Genomic DNA, 16,585 nt, shown 5'->3' with positions numbered 1-16,585 from the left:
CCCCGTCCCAGTTCGCGTTCACCAGCACTTCCTCGGTCGGATCGACCGCGCGGCCCGGATCCCATTCCGGGAAATCGGGCGGGAAGTCTCCGGTCTCGCGAAGCCGCGCGATCGACGCCTCGGCCGCGGCGCGCGCGAAGACGACGCCCTCGAGCAGCGAGTTCGAGGCCAGCCGGTTCGCGCCGTGCAGCCCGGTCGACGCGACCTCGCCCGCGGCGAACAGGTTCTCGATGTCGGTCTCGCCGTGGAGGTCCGTGCGCACGCCGCCGCAGGCGTAGTGCGCCGCCGGAACCACCGGGATCGGCTGCTTGGTCATGTCGAAGCCGTACTGCAGGCAGCGCTCGTGGATGTTCGGAAAGCGCGAGCGCACGAAGGCGGGGTCGAGCACCGTGCAGTCGAGGAAGACGCAGTCGTCGCCGGAGCGCTTCAGCTCGAAGTCGATCGAGCGCGCGACCACGTCCCGCGGCGCGAGATCGGCGCGCTCGTCGTAGCGGGGCATGAAGGCCTCGCCGCTGCGGTTGCGCAGCACGGCGCCTTCGCCGCGGACCGCCTCGCTGATCAGGAACGAGCGCGCCTCGGGGTGGAACAGGCAGGTCGGATGGAACTGCATGAATTCCAGGTTCGCGACCGTGGCGCCGGCCCGGAACGCCATGGCGATGCCGTCTCCCGAGGCGATGTCCGGGTTGCTCGTGTACAGGTAGGTCTTCCCGCAGCCGCCGGTCGCGAGCAGAACGATTCGCGCGCGGCAGCGCTCGACCCGACCCGACTCCTCGTCCATCACGTAGGCGCCGCAGATCCGCGCTCGCCCCGGCGCTCCGAGCTTGCGGGTGGTCACGAGGTCGATGCTGATCCGGTTCGCCAGAAGCTCGATGCGAGGGTGGGCTTCGCAGCGCTCGACGAGCACGCGCTCGATCTCCTGTCCCGTGAAGTCGGCCGCGTGCAGGACGCGCCTTCGCGAGTGCCCGCCCTCGCGGCCGAGATCGAAGCCGGGGGCCTCGCGGCTGGCGTCGAAGCGGACGCCCAGGTCGATCAGGCTGCGCACCGCCTCGGGCCCGTGCTCGACCACGAAGCGAACCGCCGCCTCGCGGCACAGGCCCGCGCCGGCGACCAGCGTGTCGCTCACGTGGTCCTCGAACGAGTCCTCCGGACCCAGCACCGCCGCGATTCCGCCCTGCGCGTAGTTCGTCGCGGACTCGGCGGTGCCCTTTTTCGTCACCACCGTCACGGTCCCGAGCTCGGCCGCGCGCAACGCGAAGGAGAGCCCCGCGATTCCGCTGCCGATCACGAGAAAGTCGCTCTGGCGCGTCACGCCGGCAGTCTAAGCCCCGAGCCTCACGGCCGGCCAGCGGGCCTACATCGCACGGAGCCGCACGCCGATGGACGGGGAGCGATCCTCGCGTCACGCGGAGGCCTCGGGGACGGGAATGGCTCGAGCTGCAACGAGAGCACTTGCCGCAGGCGGAGTCCTGGCCGCTCTGCTCACGCTCGCGCTCGCGCGCGCGGCCGACGCGCAGATCTTCGTCTACAAGGACCCGTACGGTCGCACCTACTTCTCCGATGCTCCGACCCACGAGGGCTTCTCGCGCTACCAGCCCAAGAGCGAGTACGCGCTGCGCTCGGCCTCGCACGCGGCGCGTCCGCCGAGCCGGCAGGCGCTGGCCTACGACCCGGCGATCAAGCGGGCCTCGCGCGCGCACGGCGTCTCGGCAGCGCTCGTGAAGGCGGTGATCGCCGCCGAGTCCGGCTTCGACCCGTACGCGGTTTCGCGCAAGGGCGCGCAGGGTCTGATGCAGCTCATGCCGGGGACCGCGCGAGATCTGGGGGTGGACGACGCGCTGGACCCGTGGCAGAACATCGACGGGGGGACGCGCTACCTGGGACAGATGATCGAACGCTTTCCCGGAAAGCTCTCGCTGGCCGTCGCGGCGTACAACGCCGGCCCGGAGGCCGTGACGCGCCACGGGGGCGTGCCCCCGTACGAAGAGACCCTCAGCTACGTCGAGCGGGTGCTCCGGCTGTACAAGAAGTACCATGCCGACTTCCGCAGATAGCGCGACGCGCGCGGTCGGAGCCGTGACCGAGAACTTCTGGAACCTCCCGAACGCGATCACTCTGCTGCGGATCGGGCTGACGCCGCTGCTGCTCCTGCTGCCCTGGTTCGAGGGGCCGGCGTGGAGCGCGATCATGGGCTTCGGCTTCCTCGCGATCTCGCTCACCGATCTGCTCGACGGCTATCTCGCGCGCCTCCACGGAACCGAGAGCCGGATCGGCAAGCTGCTCGACCCGCTCGCGGACAAGTTCCTGGTGATGACCGCGTTCGTGATGCTCGTCGCGGTCGGGAGGATCCCCAGCTGGGCGCTGCCGCTGGTGATCGCGATCCTCGGGCGCGAGTTCGCCGTCACGGCCCTGCGCGCGATGATGAGCGCGGAGGGCGTGGTGATCGGGGCGTCGCCGCTCGGAAAGTGGAAGACCGGCTTCCAGATCGCAGCGCTGACGGCGCTGCTGGTGCACTTCCCGCTGCTCGGGCTGCCGGTCCAGGAGCTCGGCCTGGTGCTGCTGATCATCGCCACCGGGCTCACGGTCTGGTCCGGCTACGAGTACTTCGCCGCCTACCTGGCCGGTCGGGCCCGCCCTTGACGGTCGGGCGGCCCGATCGCATACAGTCGGCTACCAAGCACGAGTAGCTCAGTTGGTAGAGCTCCACGTTGCCAACGTGGTTGTCGCCGGTTCGAGTCCGGTCTCGTGCTCCATCCTCTCAGGCCTGGCCGCGCCGGCCTGCCGGGCGCGTAGCCCATGTCCTCGAAAACCCCAAGTCATCTTCAGGCGCTCGAGGCGGAGTCGATCCACATCATCCGGGAGGTGGCGGCGGAGTTCCGCAACCCGGTGATGCTGTACTCGATCGGGAAGGACTCCGGGGTGCTCGCGCACCTGGCGCGAAAGGCCTTCCACCCCGGCCGCGTGCCGTTCCCGCTGCTCCACGTCGATACGACCTGGAAGTTCCGCGCCATGTACGAGTTCCGCGAGCGCTTCTGTCGCGAGAACGGCCTGGAGCTGCGGGTCCACGTGAACGAAGAGGCGCGCGCCAAGGGCGTGAACCCGTTCGACTACGGCTCGAACGTCTACACCACGATCATGAAGACCCAGGGGCTGATCCAGGCGCTCGAGAAGTGGGGCTTCGACGCGGCCTTCGGCGGCGCGCGCCGCGACGAGGAGAAGTCGCGCGCCAAGGAGCGCGTCTACTCGTTCCGCGACCGGAACCACCAGTGGGATCCCAAGAACCAGCGGCCGGAGCTGTGGAACCTGTACAACGGCCGGGTACACAAAGGTGAGTCGATCCGGGTCTTCCCGATGTCGAACTGGACCGAGCTCGACACCTGGCTGTACGTGCACCGCGAGGGGATCCCCGTCGTGCCGCTCTACTTCGCAGCGATGCGCCCGACCGTGCTCCGCGACGGGAACATCATCATGGTCGACGACGAGCGCTTCCGGCTGCTGCCGGGCGAGACGCCGGTCATGCGCAAGATCCGCTTCCGCACGCTCGGCTGCTACCCGCTCTCGGGCGCGATCGAGTCCGACGCCGAGACCCTCCCCGACGTGATCGGCGAGATGCTGCTGGCGCGCGTCTCGGAGCGGCAGGGCAGGGTGATCGACTACGACGAAGAGGCCTCGATGGAGCGCAAGAAGCGCGAGGGGTACTTCTAGTCCATGTTCGACCGCTCGCTCGCGCCCGGCGAGGTCGAGGCGTACCTCGACCGCCACGAGAGGAAGGAGCTGCTGCGCCTGCTCACCTGCGGCAGCGTCGACGACGGCAAGAGCACGCTGATCGGCCGGCTGCTGCACGACACCAAGCTGGTCTACGAGGACCAGCTCGCGGCCGTGGCGCGCGACTCGAAGAAGGAAGGCACCACCGGCGGCGAGCTCGACCTCGCGCTGCTGATGGACGGCCTCAAGGCCGAGCGCGAGCAGGGCATCACGATCGACGTCGCGTACCGCTACTTCTCGACCGAGAAGCGCAAGTTCATCATCGCCGATTGCCCGGGTCACGAGCAGTACACGCGGAACATGGCGACCGGCGCGTCGAACTGCGATCTCGCGGTGATCCTGATCGACGCGCGAAAGGGCGTTCTGCAGCAGACCCGGCGCCACAGCTTCATCGTCGCGCTGCTGGGCCTGCGCCACGTCGTGGTGGCGGTGAACAAGATGGACCTGGTCGATTTCTCGGCCGACGTCTTCGAGCGGATCCGCGCCGACTACGAGAGCTTCGCCGCGCGGCTGGACATCCCCGACCTGCACTTCCTGCCGATCTCGGCGCTGCTCGGCGACAACGTGGTCGAGGCGAGCGCGAAGATGCCGTGGTGGCAGGGCGGACCGCTGCTCGCCTACCTCGAGAACGTGCGCGTGAGCGCCGACCGGAACCTGGCCGACCTGCGCCTCCCGGTGCAGTACGTGAGCCGGCCGAACCTGGACTTCCGCGGCTACGCCGGCACGCTCGCCTCGGGCACGCTTCGCCCCGGCGACGAGGTGCTCGTGGTGCCGACGGGAACCACCAGCCGCGTGAAGCGGATCGTGACCTTCGACGGCGATCTGGACGAGGCCGTGCCGCCGCAGGCGATCAACGTCACGCTCGCCGACGAGATCGACGTCTCGCGCGGCGACATGATCGTGCGCCCGGGCAACCTGCCGCGGATCGAACGCGACTTCGAGGCGATGCTGGTCTGGATGGCGGAGGAGCCGCTGGCCGTCGACCGGCAGTATTTCTTCAAGCACACCCACAGCCTGGTGGGCGGATCGGTCGCGCGCATCCACTACGCCGTCGACGTGAACACGCTCGAGCAGAAGCCGACCGAGGGCTTGCACCTGAACGAGGTCGGGCGCTGCCAGATCTCGCTCTCTCGCGCGATCCCTTTCGACGCGTACTCGCGCAATCGCACCACGGGCGCGTTCATCCTGATCGATCGCGTCACGAACGGCACCGTCGGCGCGGGAATGATCCTGCAGCGGCAGTCCGGCCCGGAGCGCGGTCGCTCTTTCTGGGAGGTCGAGCCCGCGAGCGACCTGCTGCGCAGGCAGACGAGTCCCGTCTCGAGCGAGGAGCGCGCGGAGCGGCTCGGCCAGAAGCCGACCACGCTCCTGCTCACCGGGCTCACCGGCGCGGGCAAGACGACGCTCGCCTACGCGCTCGAGCGACGGCTCTTCGACGCCGCGCGACAGGTGATGGTGCTCGACGGCGAGAACCTGCGGCTCGGCATCAGCCGGGACCTCGGCTTCAGCTCGGTCGAGCGCTCCGAGAATCTGCGCCGCGCAGCCGAGCTCGCGCGCGTGGCGAACCAGTCGGGGCTGATCTGCATCTGCGCGTTCCTGGCGCCGAGCGCGAGCGTGCGCGAGCTGGTTCGCGACACGATCGGCGCGGAGCGCTTTCTCGAGGTCCACCTGTCCGCGCCGCTCGGAGTCTGCCGCGAGCGCGAGACCGGCGGCATGTACGCGCGCGCCGACTCGGGCGAGATCCCGCAGTTTCCGGGCGTGTCCGCGCCCTACGAGGCGCCGATCGCGCCCGATCTGGTCCTGCCGACGCACGAGCTCGACGTCGACGCGTGCGTCGACCGGCTGGTGCGCCTGCTCGAGAGCCGAGGCCGGATCTAGCCCGGCTTCGCGCCGAGCACCTGCGCGAGGATCTGCTCGGGATCGGTCCAGCCCGTCTCGTCCTGCAGCTCGCGGCAGCGCTCGAGGATCTCGCCGAACTCGCGCCCCGGCCGCATGCCGCGCGCGATCAGATGGCGGCCGAGCACGGCGTCGCGCGGCGGCGAGCGGTCGATCGAGAGCTCGCGCATGCGCGCGAGGAACTCGTCGCCGGCCGGGAACTCGCGCAGCAGCGCGTCCTCGGTCGTGCGCCCGAAGTGGTCCGCGCGCGCCGCGCGCTCGAGCAGCTCCGCGGTGAGCTTCGCCGCGGCGAGCTTCCGCGCCAGCCTGCGGTAGCCCTTGGCGCTGGCCGCGTTCTTGGCGAAGAGCGCGGGCGCCAGGTGGTGCTCGACCAGTCCGCCCACGCGGAGCACGAGGTCGCCCGGCGCGCGCATCCGCTCGAGGAACGCGGCGGCGATCGCGACGCCGCGCACGTCGTGGCCGGGCGAACGCACGCGGCCGTCCGTCGTCGCGGTCGTCACGGGCTTTCCGACGTCGTGGAGCAGCGCGCCGAACATCAGCGCCTCGTCGTCGGCGCCGCCGTCGCAGAGTCGAGCGGCCTCGTCGAGAACCAGCTGGTTGTGCACCCAGCAGTCGCCCTCCGGGTGCCAGTCCGGATCCTGCGGCACGCCGGCCAGCGCCGCGAGCTCGGGGAAGAAGCGCAGCAGCCCGGTCGTGCGCAGGATCTCGGTGCCGAGCGAAGGTCGCACGCCCTTCAGGAGCAGCTTGCGCCACTCCCCGAGCACCCGCTCGCCCGAGAGCTCGGCGAGGTCGAGCGAGGCGCAGAGCCGAAGCAGATCAGGGTCGGCGCGCATCTCGAAGCGCGCGGCGAACTGCGCCACGCGAAGCCCGCGAAGCGGGTCGTCCGGAAAGTGCGCGGGGTCGGTCGGGGGTCGCGCACGCCGCCGTGCGGGTCGAGCAGCTCGCCGGTCAGCGGGTCGAGCCCCATGCTGTTGATCGTCAGGTCGCGGCGGCGCGCGGCGGTCGCGAAGTCGAGCCCGGGGTCGCAGCGCACTTCGAAGCCCTTGTGGCCCGCGCCGGTCTTCGAGTCGAGCCGCGGCAGCGCGAAGTCCACGCCGAGGCCCTTCACCTGCAGAACGCCGAAGGCGCGGCCGATCGCGATCACCTCGCCGAAGCGCGCGAGCAGGCGCTCGAGCGGGCCGAGCTCGAGCCCGTAGATCTCCATGTCGACTTCGCCGGACTCGATCCCGCGCACGCGGTCGCGCACGTAGCCGCCGACCAGCAGCGCGCGCCCACCGGCCGCGGCGACCGCGCGCGCAACTTCGACGATCCTCGGATCCATTCCGGCGCGCCTAGCCGCCGATCTGGTACATCTGGATCTTCGCGCGGCCGCTCGTGTTCTCCGCGCGCTCCTCGGAGTAGCGGTCGCTGCGCCCGCCCCAGACGCGCGCGGCGATCTGCGCGATCTCCGCGTCGCTCGCGCCGGCGCGGAGCGGCGTCTTCAGATCGGTTCCCGTCGAGGCGAACAGGCAGGTGACGAGCCGCCCGTCCGCGGAGAGCCGCGCGCGCGTGCAGTCGCCGCAGAACGGCTGGGTGACCGAGGCGATGATGCCGATCTCGCCGCTCGAGTCCGCGAAGCCGTAGCGCCGCGCGACCTCGCCGCGGTAGTTCGGCTCGAGCGGGACCAGCGGGAACTCCGCGGCGATCCGGTCGCGGATCTCGGCGGCGGGCACGACCTGCGTCATGTCCCAGCGGTTCAGCGTCCCCACGTCCATGAACTCGATGAAGCGGACCACGTGTCCGGTGCCGCGGAACCGGCGCACCAGCGCGACCAGCGAGTCCTCGTTCACGCCGCGCTGGACCACGCAGTTGAGCTTGATCGGCGCAAGCCCCGCCCGCTCGGCCGCCTCGATCCCCGCGAGCACGCGTTCGAGCGACAGCCCGCGGCCGTTCATGCGCGCGAAGACGGCCTCGTCCAGGCTGTCCAGGCTCACGGTCACTCTTCGCAGCCCCGCCTTCTCGAGCGGCTCGGCCAGGTCCGCGAGCAGGAAGCCGTTGGTCGTGAGCGCGAGATCCCGTGCGCCCTCGAGCGATGCGAGCCGCCGCACCAGATCCGGGAGCTGCGCGCGCACCAGCGGCTCTCCGCCGGTGATGCGGATCTTGCGCACACCCAGGCCGAGGAAGATCCGCGTCAGCCGCTCGATCTCCTCGAAGGACAGGATCGCCTGCTTGGGCAGGAACTCGTAGCGGTCGCCGAAGATCTCCGCGGGCATGCAGTACGGGCAGCGGAAGTTGCAGCGATCGGTGACGGAGATGCGCAGGTCGCGCAGCGCGCGCTCGCGGCGGTCGGTGAGCAGCGGCGTTTCGGTCGCGGGGGAGGGCTCGCTCATGGCCGTCCGCGCAGCGTAGCACAGCGAATCGGCCGGCTTATCCTTGGGGGGAATGCCGATTCCCGATCGTCTCCGCGCGCTTGCGCCCTACGGGGGGGTCTTCGCGCTCGCGCTCGCTTTGCGGCTCGCCTACCTGTGGAGCTGGCACGAGACGGCGCTCTTCACGACCCCGGTGGGCGACGCCCGGGTGTACCTCGCCTGGGCCAGAGAGCTGGCCGCAGGCGACTGGCTCGGACGCGAGGTCTTCTACCAGGCGCCGCTCTACCCGTACTTCCTCGGCGTGCTGGCGACGCTTTTCGGTGACGGCCCGTGGGTCGCGCGGCTGGTGCAGGCGGGGCTCGGCTCGTGCGCCTGCGCGCTTCTGGCCGCTGCCGGCACGGCCTTCTTCGATCGCCGCACGGGAATCCTCGCCGGAGTCGGGCTCGCGCTCTACGCGCCCGCGATCTTCTTCGACGGGCTGATCCAGAAGGCCGCGCTCGACGGCTTCGCGACCGCGCTCGTGCTGCTCGCGTTCGCTCGGCTGGTGGATCGGGATCGGCCCCTCGTCGCGCTCGGCGCGGGAGTCGCGCTAGGACTCCTGGCGCTGCTGCGCGAGAACGCGCTGGTGCTTGCGCCGCTCGCCGCGGTCTTCGTCGTGCTAGCCGGTCCCGAGCGGCCGGCGCCCCGACGCCTGCTCGCGCTCGGTCTGCTCGCCGTCGGTCTTGCGCTGCCGCTTCTGCCCGTCGGCCTTCGCAACCAGGCGATCGGCGGCCACTTCCTGCTCACGACCTCGCAGCTCGGGCCGAACCTCTGGATCGGAAACCACCCCGGGGCGACCGGGCGCTACGAGCCGCTCCGGCCCGGCCGCGGCAGCGCGCTGTACGAGCGCGACGACGCGCGAGCGCTCGCCGAGCAGGCGCAGGGACGCGCGCTCTCGCCCGCCGAGGTGTCGGATCACTTCCGGGATCGCGCGCTGGCCTTCGCGCGCGAGCAGCCGCTCGCGTGGCTGCGCCTGCTCGCGCGGAAATGGGCGCTGGTCTGGAACGCGCGCGAGCTGCCCGACACCGAGGGAATCGCGGCGTACTCGGCGCACTCGCCGCTTCTACGCGGACTGCACGTCTTGTTCGGCTTCGGCGTGCTCGCTCCGCTCGCGGCGATCGGGGTGCTCGCCACGCGCAGGGACGCGCGCCGGCTCTGGGTGCTCTGGGCGACGATCGCGCTGCTCGCCGGCAGCGTTGCGCTCTTCTTCGTCTTCGCGCGCTACCGGTTCACGCTCGTGCCCGCGCTGATGCTGTTTGCGGCGGCGGGAATCGCGGCGCTGCTCGACGCTCTGCGCGCGCGCGAACTCCGGCGCGCGCTCGGGCTCGGAGCGGTCGCCGCGCTCGTCGCGGCGTTCGCGCACCTGCCGCTGGTCGGGGAGAGCGACGTCGCGATCACGCACTTCAGCGTGGGGAGCGAGCTGCTCGAGCGCGGCCGCGCGCGCGAGGCGATTGCCGAGCTCGAGCGCGCGGTCGCAGCGGCGCCCGACTTCCCGCAGGCGAGCCTGAAGCTCGCCGACGCGCTGCGCGAGACGGGCGATCCGGCGCGCGCGCTCGCGCGCTGCGATGCGGTGATCGCCACCGCCCCCGAGCTCGCCGACGCGCACGTGAGCCGCGGGCTCGCGCTCGCCGCGCTCGCGCGCGGCGACGAGGCGATCGCCGCGTTTCAGCGCGCGCTGGCGCTCGATCCGCGCCATGCCGACGCGCACAACGATCTCGGAAACGCGTTCGTCGCGCACCGGCGCAGCGCGGAGGCGATCGCGCATTACCGCGAAGCGCTGTCGCTCCGGCCCGGAGACCCGAGCTTCGAGGCGAATCTCGGCGCGGGTCTGCTCCAGGCGGGGGAGTTCGCCGACGCGCTCGTCCACCTGGAGCGCGCGCTCTCGAGGGTTCCAGGATTTCCCACCGCGAGTCTCAACGCCGCGACGGCGCGCGAAGGCCTGGGCCGGATCGACGAGGCGCGCGCGGGCTACCGGGACGTCCTGCGCGCGGAGCCTTCCGGCTCGCCGCTCGCCGCGCTCGCGCGCGAGGGTCTGGAGCGGGTCGGCCCTGGCGGCGGCGCACCTTGATTCAGCGCGAGCTCGCGGGCGCCGCGACGAGCACGCCCGCGGTCTCGAGCTCCCGCACGCGGGAATCGTCCCAGCCGAGCAGCTCGCGCAGGACCTCGGCGTTGTGCTGCCCGCGCGACGGCGCCGGCCGGCGGACCGGGCAGGTCTGGCCGTCGAAGTAGTACGGCGCGCGCACCACCTCGCGCGTCCCGCCGCGGCCGTCGTCGATTTCCTGGAGCAGGCCGCGCTCGCTCGCGATCGGCCCGTGCAGCGCTTCGGGGAGCGTCACGACCCGGCCGATCGAGAGCCCCGCCTGCTCGAGCTGCGCCTCGATCGACTCGGGGCTCGGCTGCGCGCGCATCCAGGCCTCGATCGCCGCGTGGCGCAGGCGCGCCTTGGTCGGGACGTCCGCGTCGGCTCGCGCGGGATCGACCGCTCTCGTGTGCTCGCGGAAGCGCATCCACGCGTTCTGCGGCGTGCCCGCGATCGCGACGAAGCCGTGGGGGCCCGCGTCGAAGAGGCGCGACTCCTCGCGCGGCTCCGGCTCGGGAAGGAGCGCGTAGGCGGTCTCGCTGTAGGTCGCGAGCAGCGCGTCGAAGAGCGGCACCTCGATCCGCTCGCCGCGGCCGCTTGCGAAGCGCCGCACGAGCGCCGCCAGGACCGCGATCGCGCCGTGCATCCCCGCGGCCATGTCGGCCTTGTTGTCGGCGATCTGCGCGAGCGGAAGGCCCGAGCAGCGCGCTTCCCACTCGAGCACGCCGGTGACCGCGTGCATCATCGGGGCGAAGGCGCCCTTGTCGCGGTACGCGGAGGCGGAGCCGAAGCCCGAGAGCGCGCAGTAGATCGCGCGCGGGTTCGCCTCGCGGAGCGCCGCCCAGCCGACCCCGAGCCGGTCGGCGACGCCGGGGCGGAAGTTCTCGAGCACGACGTCCGCGCGCGCGTACAGCGCGAGCACGAGCTCGCGCGCGCCCGGACGGGCGAGATCAATCGAGACGTTGCGCTTTCCCGCGTTGGCCAGCGTGTACAGGCCGGAGTTCCCGCGGTCGCGCTTGGGAGCGATCTCGCGCGAGAGATCGCCGTCGGGCGGCTCGATCTTGATCACGTCCGCGCCCAGGTCGGCCAGGATCCGCCCGCACACGGGTCCGGCGAGAACGCGTGTAAGATCGACGACGATCAGGCCGGCGAGCGGCGACGTTGCGGAGGAGTCGTTCGGGTCTGGCATGGGGCGCGAGTCTACCGCGCGGCGAGGAGCAGACGGATGGAACTCACGGAGCTCGAGGATGTCCGCTACGAGATCGAGCGCGGCGTGGCGTGGATCACGATCGACCGGCCCAAGCGCTTCAACGCCTTTCGCGCGCGCACCGTCGACGAGCTGATCCGCTGCTTCAAGGCGGCCTGGACCGACGCGGCCGTCGGGGTGGTCGTGCTCACCGGCGCCGGAGATCAGGCGTTCTGCGCCGGCGGCGACCAGAAGCAGCGCCAGGAGACGGGCGACTACGGGCCGTCGGAGACCGGCATCTTCGAGGTCGAGACCCTGCACCGCGTGATCCGCGAGATTCCCAAGCCGGTGATCGCCGCGGTGAACGGCGCCGCGGTCGGCGGCGGGCACGTGCTGCACGTGCTCTGCGATCTGACGATCGCGGCCGATCATGCGCGCTTCGGCCAGTCGGGGCCGAAGGTCGGCTCGTTCGACGCGGGCTTCGGCAGCGCGTACCTCGCGCGAATCCTCGGCGAGAAGCGCGCGCGCGAGGTCTGGTACCTGTGCCGGCTCTACGACGCCGCGACGATGGAGCGCTGGGGGCTGGTGAACGCGGTGGTGCCGAAGCAGGCGCTTCGCGACGAGGTGCGCCGCTGGGCCGACGAGATGCTCGCGAAGAGCCCGACGGCGCTAAGAGTGTTGAAGCACAGCTTCAACGCCGACAGCGAGTCGATCGCGGGCATCGGCGCGCTCGCCTTCGACTCGCTCGACCTGTTCGTCGCGACCGACGAGGCGCGCGAGGGCGTGGTCGCGTTCAACGAGAAGCGCTCACCCGACTTCGCGAAGTTCCGGCGCTAGCTCGGCCAGGAATCCGATCACCGCGTCGCTGAACACGTCGTTGCGGTCGCCGGCGACCATGTGGCCGGCGCCGGAGACGTCGACGAACTGTGCGTGCGGCGCGAGCTCGAGGAACTCTCGCACGCTGCCCTCGCTCACCAGCTCGCTCATCCGCCCGCGCACGAGCAGGGTCGGCACGCGCAGGTTCCGCGCAGCGTCGGTGAGGCGCAGACCCGTGACCTCGGGCGAGAGCCGCGACTCGCGATTCATGAAGCGCGGATCCCAGTGCCAGCGCCAGCGGCCGTCGTCGCCGCGGCGCAGGTTCTTCTCCAGCCCCGCCAGGTTCCGCTCGCGCACGCGCTGCGGCTGGTAGGCCGCGACCGCGTCGGCTGCCTCCTCGAGCGTCGCGAAGCCGCGCTCGAGGTGCTCCGTCATGAAGCTGCGGATCCGCGCCACGCCGTCGAGCTCGAGGCGCGGAGTCACGTCGACCAGCACCACGGCCGAGAACGGCCCGCGCTCCGCTCCGCCCTGCGCGAGGATCGCGGCGAGCCCGCCCAGAGACGCGCCGACGAGCACCGGCGACTGATCGAGCGAAGCGGCGACGTCCGCAAGGTCTTCTGCGAAGACCTCGAAGTCGTACTCGCCGGCCGGCGACCACTGGCTCTCGCCGTGTCCGCGCAGGTCGATCGCGAGCGCGTACCAGCCCCGCCGCGCGAGCGCCGCGGCCGCGCCGCCCCAGGCGTGGCGCGTCTGCCCGCCTCCGTGGGCGAGCACGACCGGACGCGCGCCGGGATCGCCGTACGCGTCGGCGACCAGCGCGAGCCCCGCGCGGGTGTGGAAGACGCGGCGCTCCGGCACGAGTCGCATTCCGGAATCCCTCTCGATCTGTGGCCCGGGCGATCTTCGCACATAATCCGCTGCGAGATGGCGAGCGAGACCGTTCCGAGGCGCACGGCTGCGATGGTGCTCACCGGCCCGCGCGCGCTCGAGCTGCGGGAGCTCGAGATCCCCGAGATCGACGACGACGGCGCCATCCTGCGCGTCGAGGCGTGCGGGATCTGCGGCAGCGACTACGAGCAGTTCGAGGGAATGCTTCGGACGCCGGTCCCCGTGATCCCGGGCCACGAGCCGCTCGGGCGGATCGCGAAGATCGGCGACCGCGCGGCCCGCCGCTGGGGCGTAGACGTCGGCGACCGCGTCGCGGTCGAGAACATGATCTCGTGTCGCTTCTGCGCGCCGTGCCTGGCCGGGCGCTCGCACCTGTAAAAGAAGCGGCTGATCTACTCCTACATCCCGCTCTCGCAAGCGCCCGGCCTGTACGGCGCCTACGCCGAGTACATGTGGCTGCACCCGAACAGCGTGCTGCACAAGGTCGACGAGACGCTGCCGGCATCGCTTGCGGTGATGTTCAACCCGCTCGGGGCGGGATTTCGCTGGGCGGTCGAGATTCCGCAGACGAAGCCGGGCGACACGGTCGTGATCCTCGGGCCGGGACAGCGCGGGCTCGCGAGCGTGCTCGCGTGCCGCTCGGTGGGCGCGGGCACGATCATCGTCACGGGGCTCGGAGCCGACGCGCGCAAACTCGAGCTCGCGCGGAGGTTCGGCGCCGACCACGCGATCGACGTCGAGCGGGAGGACGCGCGAAGCCGGATCCGCGAGCTGTCGAACGGGCGCGGCGCGGATCTGGTCGTCGACGTCTCCTCGTACGCGCTCGAGCCGGTCGCCGCCGCGCTCGACTACGTCGCTCCCGGCGGCGCCATCGTGCTCGCGGGGGTGAAGGGGTTCAAACCGGTGCCGGAGTTCGTCTCCGACAAGATCGTGATGAAGGAGATCCGCGTGTTTGGCGCGATTGGAGTGACTTCTTCGGCCTACCGCGCCGCGATCCGGATGATCGAGTCGCGCGCGACGCCGATCGCGGAGATGCACACTCACGACTTCCCGCTTCGCGACGCGGAGCGCGCAATCCGCATGCTCGCGCGCCAGATCCCGGGCGAGGAGTCGATCCACTCCTGTCTCGTGCCGGGCCGGGGCTAGCGCATGGACTTCGTCGCGAGCTGGATCGAGGAGTCGCCGTACTCGCGCTTCCTGGGCGTGGAGCTCGCGAAGCGCGGCGAGGAATCGCTGCTGCTCCGGCTGCCGTACAAGGACGAGAACTCGAACCCCGGCAAGGCGCTGCACGGGGGCTGCGCGGCGTCGCTCGGCGCGATCGGCGCGCAGGCGCTCGCGCGCGCGGCGCTGGGCCCCGACACCGGAACCTGGCACTCGGTCGGGCTGCAGGTGAGCTACCTGGCCGCCGCGATCGGAGAGACGATCCTTGCGCGCGCCCGCCTGCTGCGGCGCGGCAAGGAGATCTGCTTCGCGGAGGTCGACATCGAGACCGAGGACGCAAAGCCGATCGCGCACGTGACGGCGGTGGTGCGCGCGCGTTTGGGCGCTCCCGAGGCCTCGCTGCCGCGCTCGCCCGGCGATCACGGCCGCAGCGAGCCCGGGTCGATGGGGCCGCACATCGGTGCGGTGCCGTTCATCGGAAACCGCGGCATCCGCGTCGAGCACATGACGGGCGGGACGTCGCGCCTGGTCATGCCCTTCCTCGACACCAACGCGGATCAGGACGGAACCGTCCACGAGGGAGCAGTGCTCGCGCTGCTCGACACCACCGGCGCGATGGCGTCCTGGGCCGAGACCGGTGCGGGTCGCTACAAGGCCTCGACCCCCGCGATCCAAGCGCAGATCCTCGCGCCTTCGGGACGCGGCGAGCTGGTCGCCTTCGGCCGCTGCGTGCACCGCGACCGCGAGCTGCTCTGGAGCGACGTCGAGATCGCGCGCCGCGACGACATGGCGATCTGCGCGCGCGGCACGGTGATCTACCGGATCGTCGTCTAGGAGCGCGGACTCAGTCCTCGGGATGGCGGCGCGCGACCTCGGCGCGAAGGCCCGCGAGGAGCTGCTCGAGCGAGCGGCCCCGGAGCATCCGCTCCACGAATTCCGGCACCGCCCGGCCCGCACTCATCTTCGCGTCGTAGCGCACCAGCGTCTCGCGGCCGGAGGCGATCGGGACGAGATCCCACTCGCCCCGGCTGGCTTCGATGTCGTGCGGCTCCTCTTCGTCGAGCCGCCAGGAGAGCCGTCCCTCGCCGGGGGCGAGGTCGTAGATCGTGGTGTGCGCGAGGGCCACGAACAGGATCGTGTAGCGCTGCTCGACCCGCAGCCGAGGTCCGTCTCGCCGCGCTACGCGCGTCTCGTCGATCAGCGGCATGAACTCCGGCCAGCGCTCGAAGTCGGTGAGCACGACCCAGACCTGCGCGGGTGGACGCCGGATCAGGGTCGCGGCACGCGTCGCGCCTTCGAGATCGTCCGGAGCGCTCTCTCGGGCGCCGTCCTCGTGCAGTACCTCTCCGTCCCGGAGCGCGCCCCACTCTTCGGGCGAGTAGAGCGCAGCCGGATCGACGCCCGGGGCGCGGCAGGCGATGCACGGCGCCGCGCCGACCGGCGGAAGCGCGTCCTCGGCCGCGAGCACCGGCGAGCCGAGCGCGAGCAGGAGCAGCGTCTTCGCGAGCACGCGGCGAGTGTACTACGCGCTCCGGTCGATCCACGCGGAGCGCAGGCTCACGGCGGCCAGCAGCAGCAGGGCGAGGCAAGCCAGCGCACCGCGCGACATCGCGGGAATCGGCGGGCCCGGAGGCGGGGGCAGGGGATCGCCGAGCGAGAAGGGCTGGGTGTACACGGTGCGCCCCTCACCGTCGCTGATCTCGGCCCGCACGTAGACGAGCCCGTCGGGCAGACCGTCGAGGACGAGCGTCGGGGTGTAGGCGAGCACGCTGCCATTGCCGATCCAGCGGATCGATTCGGTGCCGATCGCGGTCGAGATCGTGATGCGGTCGAAGCCGACCGCGACGTTGGTCACGATCGGATACGCGGCCTTGATCGCGTTGTCCTCGACGATCGCGAAGAACGCGCCGGCCTCGAAGGCGGCCCGGTACGACTCGAGGTCGTACGACGGGAGCAGCACCTGCAGCTTGCCGCGATCGCGGTTCTGCGGCGTCACCGGCCCGAACTGGGTCGGGGAGTAGGTCTGGCCCAGCGGAGTCCAGGCGGAGAACCAGTCGTTCGAGGCGACTCCCCAGATGCGGGGCGACTTGTGCTCGAGCAGGTGGTCCCAGATGGCCATCATCTGGTTGCTGTAGGCGTCGTTTCCCGCGAAGTCGTCCGCGTTGCGGTGGTAGTTGTTGAACATCTCCACGGAGCCCAAGCCGCTGTACTGCATGTACGCGCTCGACGCCCCCGCGGGGTGATTGATCGTCGCGTGGCCACCGTTCTCGACCACCCGGTCGATCAGCTCCTGAATGGACGCGTGAACCTGGCTCGGAGGCATGGCGGGCGTGTTGCCGACCACGGGAATTCCGCCGATCCCGCAGGTCAGGCAGCCCGCGCCCTCGATGTACGTGGTGAGGAACGTCG

The 16,585-nt window shown here is 71.4% G+C and carries 14 protein-coding genes, 1 tRNA gene and 1 pseudogene; 9 read left to right on the top strand and 7 right to left on the bottom strand.

Going from position 1 to position 16,585, the window contains the following annotated elements; translation table 11 throughout:
- Positions 1-1,309: L-aspartate oxidase (nadB, locus tag FJ108_14805; GenBank protein MBM4337151.1), on the bottom strand; the 1,309-nt coding region annotated here is incomplete at its 3' end.
- Positions 1,310-1,424: 115 nt separating this feature from the next.
- On the opposite strand from nadB, the gene FJ108_14800 reads away from it, so the two are divergent.
- From FJ108_14800 to cysN, 5 genes are all read left to right on the top strand, one after another.
- Positions 1,425-2,051, top strand: coding sequence for a lytic transglycosylase domain-containing protein (locus FJ108_14800; GenBank protein ID MBM4337150.1), 627 nt, complete (start codon positions 1,425-1,427; stop codon positions 2,049-2,051).
- A complete protein-coding gene (gene pgsA, locus FJ108_14795; GenBank protein MBM4337149.1) occupies positions 2,032-2,637 on the top strand; it encodes a CDP-diacylglycerol--glycerol-3-phosphate 3-phosphatidyltransferase in 606 nt (201 codons plus the stop codon). The genes FJ108_14800 and pgsA overlap by 20 nt, the downstream gene beginning before the upstream one ends.
- 37 nt (positions 2,638-2,674) lie before the next feature.
- Positions 2,675-2,750, top strand: a tRNA-Gly gene (locus tag FJ108_14790).
- 43 nt (positions 2,751-2,793) lie between these two features.
- Entirely contained in the window at positions 2,794-3,702 is a 909-nt protein-coding gene (gene cysD / locus FJ108_14785; protein ID MBM4337148.1) for a sulfate adenylyltransferase subunit CysD, read from the top strand.
- A 3-nt stretch (positions 3,703-3,705) separates the two neighbouring features.
- Positions 3,706-5,640: a sulfate adenylyltransferase subunit CysN gene (gene cysN / locus FJ108_14780; protein MBM4337147.1), complete on the top strand. Its 1,935-nt coding sequence runs from the start codon at positions 3,706-3,708 to the stop codon at positions 5,638-5,640.
- Here the strand turns inward: cysN and FJ108_14775 are convergent.
- Genes FJ108_14775 through moaA form a run of 3 tightly spaced genes read right to left on the bottom strand, consistent with a single transcriptional unit; the run spans position 5,637 to position 8,027 of the window.
- A complete protein-coding gene (locus FJ108_14775; GenBank protein ID MBM4337146.1) occupies positions 5,637-6,518 on the bottom strand; it encodes an HDIG domain-containing protein in 882 nt (293 codons plus the stop codon). The genes cysN and FJ108_14775 overlap by 4 nt on opposite strands.
- Positions 6,392-6,979, bottom strand: a complete 588-nt coding sequence (locus tag FJ108_14770) for a hypothetical protein (GenBank protein ID MBM4337145.1) — start codon at positions 6,977-6,979, stop codon at positions 6,392-6,394. The genes FJ108_14775 and FJ108_14770 overlap by 127 nt, the downstream gene beginning before the upstream one ends.
- 10 nt (positions 6,980-6,989) lie before the next feature.
- The gene (gene moaA / locus FJ108_14765; protein MBM4337144.1) at positions 6,990-8,027 is read right to left on the bottom strand and encodes a GTP 3',8-cyclase MoaA; all 1,038 of its coding nucleotides are present in this window, start codon (positions 8,025-8,027) and stop codon (positions 6,990-6,992) included.
- A gap of 52 nt (positions 8,028-8,079) precedes the next feature.
- On the opposite strand from moaA, the gene FJ108_14760 reads away from it, so the two are divergent.
- Positions 8,080-10,113 carry a tetratricopeptide repeat protein gene (locus FJ108_14760; GenBank protein ID MBM4337143.1) on the top strand — a complete coding sequence of 678 codons (2,034 nt, stop codon included), beginning with the start codon at positions 8,080-8,082 and terminating at the stop codon, positions 10,111-10,113.
- A 1-nt stretch (position 10,114) separates the two neighbouring features.
- Here the strand turns inward: FJ108_14760 and FJ108_14755 are convergent, their stop codons facing one another.
- Entirely contained in the window at positions 10,115-11,314 is a 1,200-nt protein-coding gene (locus FJ108_14755) for a CoA transferase (protein ID MBM4337142.1), read from the bottom strand.
- Between the two features lie 36 nt (positions 11,315-11,350).
- Between FJ108_14755 and FJ108_14750 the strand changes: the two genes are divergently transcribed.
- The gene (locus FJ108_14750) at positions 11,351-12,148 is read left to right on the top strand and encodes a 1,4-dihydroxy-2-naphthoyl-CoA synthase (protein MBM4337141.1); all 798 of its coding nucleotides are present in this window, start codon (positions 11,351-11,353) and stop codon (positions 12,146-12,148) included.
- On the opposite strand, the gene FJ108_14745 is transcribed toward FJ108_14750, so the two are convergent.
- Positions 12,119-12,994, bottom strand: coding sequence for an alpha/beta hydrolase (locus FJ108_14745; protein MBM4337140.1), 876 nt, complete (start codon positions 12,992-12,994; stop codon positions 12,119-12,121). The two genes, FJ108_14750 and FJ108_14745, sit on opposite strands and share 30 nt — an antisense overlap.
- A 57-nt stretch (positions 12,995-13,051) precedes the next feature.
- Here FJ108_14745 and FJ108_14740 point away from each other — a divergent pair.
- Positions 13,052-14,161: pseudogene (locus FJ108_14740) on the top strand (zinc-binding dehydrogenase).
- Positions 14,162-14,164: 3 nt separating this feature from the next.
- Positions 14,165-15,010 carry a PaaI family thioesterase gene (locus FJ108_14735; protein ID MBM4337139.1) on the top strand — a complete coding sequence of 282 codons (846 nt, stop codon included), beginning with the start codon at positions 14,165-14,167 and terminating at the stop codon, positions 15,008-15,010.
- A 10-nt stretch (positions 15,011-15,020) separates the two neighbouring features.
- Here FJ108_14735 and FJ108_14730 read toward each other — a convergent pair whose 3' ends face one another.
- Positions 15,021-15,686, bottom strand: coding sequence for a hypothetical protein (locus FJ108_14730; protein ID MBM4337138.1), 666 nt, complete (start codon positions 15,684-15,686; stop codon positions 15,021-15,023).
- Positions 15,687-16,585 lie beyond the last annotated feature (899 nt).

Source organism: Deltaproteobacteria bacterium, assembly GCA_016875225.1.
Lineage (GTDB): Bacteria > Myxococcota_A > UBA9160 > SZUA-336 > SZUA-336 > VGRW01.
The sequence above is the reverse complement of the archived record's forward strand: the minus strand, read 5'-3'. Positions and strand labels throughout refer to the sequence as shown.